We start from the raw sequence: 3,386 nt of genomic DNA on the forward strand, positions 1-3,386 counted from the left end.
CAGCGCTTCATCGACCGCCGCTCGGCCATGCTGGTGCGCACGCTGAAGGACGGGCGCGACCTGATGGCCGGCGTGCGCGACGACGGCGAGGTGGTGGTCGAGGGGCACCCCGTCGGCCACCTGGAGGGCTTCCGCTTCGTCCCCGACGCGCCGGACCGCTCCGAGGAGGCCAGGGCGCTGCTGACCGCCGCGCGCCGCGCGCTGCGCGACGAGATCGCGTCGCGCGTCCGCACCCTGGAGCAGGAGCCGGACGCGGCCTTCGCCCTCACCCCCGTGGGCGAGGTGACGTGGAACGGGCTGCCGGTGGCGCGGCTGGGGGCCGGGCCGTCCGTCCTGGCCCCGGCGGTGCTGCCCAACCCGGAGGCGCTGCTGGACCAGGGGCAGAGCGACCGCGTGCGCGCCCGGCTGGAGCGCTGGCTGCGCGCCCACGTCGCCGCGCGGCTGAAGCCGCTGCTGGCCCTGCGCGACGCGGAGGAGCTGAGCGGCCCGGCGCGCGGCCTCGCCTTCCAGCTGGTGGAGGGGCTGGGCGTGCTGCCGCGCGCCCCGGTCGCCAAGCTGATCGAGGGGCTGGAGAAGACCGACCGGCGCGACGTCGCCAAGCGCGGCGTGCGGCTGGGCGTCACCCATCTGTACCTGCCGGCGCTGGCCAAGCCGGGTGCGGTGGAGCTGCGCGCCCTGCTCTGGGCCGTGCACAAGGGGCTGGCGCTGCCGGCCCCGACGCCGCCGGCCGGGCGCGTGTCGGTGGCCGCCGAACCGGGCGTGCCGGCCGGCTTCTGGGAGGCCATCGGCTATCCGCTGGCCGGGCCGCGCGCCGTGCGCGTCGACATGCTGGACCGGCTGGAGACCGAGATGCTGAAGCAGGCCAAGGAGGGCACCGCGACGCCCGAGCCGGCGCTGGCCCAGATCATCGGCGTCGGCCCGGACGACCTCGCCGCCGTGCTGGGCGGGCTGGGCTACACCCGCACGGTGGCCGAGGATGGTGCGGCGACGTGGCGGCGCCGGCGCGGCCGCGACCCGCAGCAGCCCAGGCCCCGGCGGCACAAGCCGCCCGCGGCCGACCACCCGTTCGCCAAGCTTCGCCAACTGCAGGGTGCCAGGGGATGATCCATCTGGACGATGATTTGGACGTCGAAACCATTGAAGCCGATGGGGGCCTGCCCGATCCGGGACCGGGCCGCCTGCGCATCGACAAGTGGCTGTGGTTCGCCCGCTTCTTCAAGACGCGCAGCCTTGCCGCCAAGCTGGTCAACGGCGGTGCGGTGCGCTGCGCCGGCAACGCGGTGGGCAAGGCGCACTTCGCGGTGAAGCCGGGCGACGTGCTGACCTTCCCGCAGGGCCGCCACATCCGCGTCGTCAAGGTGATCGCGCTGGGCACCCGCCGCGGCCCGGCGGAGGAGGCGCGCACCCTGTACGAGGACCTCGCCCCGCCGGCACCGGAGACGGCCATGGAGCACGCCGTCCGCCCGGCCGCCCTGCGCGAGCCCGGCGCCGGCCGCCCGACCAAGCGCGAGCGCCGCGCCGTGGAGCGCCTGCACGGCGAGGAGTGAGCGGGCGCGCGTGAGCGGGCCGGCGGCGCCGGGCCAATGCAACCGGATGCAACATCGTGCAACGGAATCGGCGGTGCGTTGCATGCGGGACCGGCGTGCGGTGGAGCAGGAGCGCCGGGCGGATGCAACCGGATGCAACACCATGCAACGGATTCGGCGGTGTGTTGCATTCGGGACACCGGCCTCATGATCGTCGCGGCACCTCCCTGTGTTTCATCCCTGTCGGCGTGCGGGCGCACGTGTGCCCATGATCGCATCGATCATGCGCCGGACATGGGATAATTGTCAATATTAAGGAATTTACACCCAATCAGGTGGCGCATCGCCGACGCAAGGAACCCGTAGATTGGGGTTGCGTTCTCACCGGCGAGCGCGTCGACCCGCAGCGGGATGAAACCGTCCGAAAGCCCCTCTCCCCTCGCGGGAGAGGGGTTGGGGAGAGGGGGATAGCCGCCTCTCGCGCTGGCCTTCAGCCAGCGCTGACGGCGTCAGGCGGATGCCTCTGGCATCCGCTGAGAGCCGGCAGGCGGAACATGACTCTCTTCCGCCCTGCCGGGCGTAACCACCCTCTCCCCAACCCCTCCCCCGTCAAGGGGGAGGGGCTATGAGGAGCGCCTACCCCTTGCTTCTTTCCGGGCGGAGCCGAAAACCCAACGTGTTCGCGATAACGTGGTCGCAGTGCTGGGAGCGTTGGGCTTCGCCTGCGGCTCAACCCAACCTATGGCCCTTGCGCGGATCGGGTCGGGGACCTGCGGGCGGGTGCCGGGTGTTCTCCTCGTGTTGAAAACAGCGGCCGGGCGCTGTCTTAGCCATTGCACGAACGGGCGGACGACCACATCTTGCGCCGCACTGCACCATTCCACCACGGACGCCACGCCCCACCATGCTCGACCTTCTTGCCGATCCGAACGTCTGGGCCAGCCTGCTGACCTTGACCGCCCTGGAGATCGTCCTCGGCATCGACAACATCATCTTCATCTCGATCATGGCGTCCAAGCTGCCGGCGCACCAGCAGCACAAGGCGCGGCAGGTCGGTTTGGCCTTGGCGCTGATCACGCGACTGCTGCTGCTGGCCTCCATCGCCTGGGTGGCGACGCTGACGCAGCCGCTGTTCAGCGTGCTGGGGATGGACGTCTCGGGGCGCGACCTGATCCTGATCGGCGGCGGCTTGTTCCTGCTGGCCAAGGGCACCATGGAGATCCACCACACGGTGGAGGGCGAGGAGGAGGACGGCGGCCCGGCCAAGGCGGCGGCCACCTTCACCAGCGTGGTCATCCAGATCATGTTCCTGGACATCGTCTTCTCGCTGGACAGCGTGATCACCGCGGTCGGCATGTCCGACCACCTGCCGGTGATGATCGCCGCGGTGGTCATCGCCATGGCGGTGATGCTGTTCGCCTCCGGCCCGGTGGGCGACTTCGTCAACCGGCACACCACGGTGAAGATGCTGGCGCTGTCCTTCCTGCTTCTGGTCGGCGTGGCGCTGGTGGCGGACGGCCTGGGCTTCCACATCCCCAAGGGCTACCTGTACTTCGCCATCGCCTTCTCGGCCCTGGTCGAGGCGCTGAACCTGATGGCCGCCGGCCGCCGCAAGAAGAAGCGCGCGGCCGAACAGGCGGCGGATTGAGCACAAAGCCCAAGACGTTGGGTTTTACGTTGGGTTTTCGGCCTTGGCCTCAACCCAACCTACGGTTCCGTCGTAGGTTGGGTTGAGCGCAGCTGTTCAGACCGGACACTTGGTTTACAGGTGTTCGGAGACATGGTTGACAGGTTGGACCGAACCGAGGCGATCGCGCAAGTCGACTTGCGCGATCGCCTCGGCGGCGAAATGGACGGTCC

Annotated in this window: 2 protein-coding genes and 1 pseudogene; all 3 read left to right on the forward strand. The window is 70.3% G+C overall.

Going from position 1 to position 3,386, the window contains the following annotated elements; genetic code table 11:
* Window positions 1-1,104: pseudogene (locus VED21_RS30600) on the forward strand (disulfide oxidoreductase); the annotation flags it as partial.
* The gene (locus tag VED21_RS30605; RefSeq protein WP_324889279.1) at window positions 1,101-1,547 is read left to right on the forward strand and encodes an RNA-binding S4 domain-containing protein; all 447 of its coding nucleotides are present in this window, start codon (window positions 1,101-1,103) and stop codon (window positions 1,545-1,547) included. The pseudogene VED21_RS30600 and the gene VED21_RS30605, both read left to right, overlap by 4 nt.
* 883 nt (window positions 1,548-2,430) lie before the next feature.
* On the forward strand, window positions 2,431-3,174 hold the full coding sequence (locus tag VED21_RS30610; RefSeq protein ID WP_324889281.1) for a TerC family protein: 744 nt from the start codon (window positions 2,431-2,433) through the stop codon (window positions 3,172-3,174).
* Window positions 3,175-3,386: the final 212 nt, after the last annotated feature.

Origin of the sequence: Azospirillum sp. (genome assembly GCF_035627195.1) — a bacterium.
Lineage (GTDB): Bacteria > Pseudomonadota > Alphaproteobacteria > Azospirillales > Azospirillaceae > Azospirillum.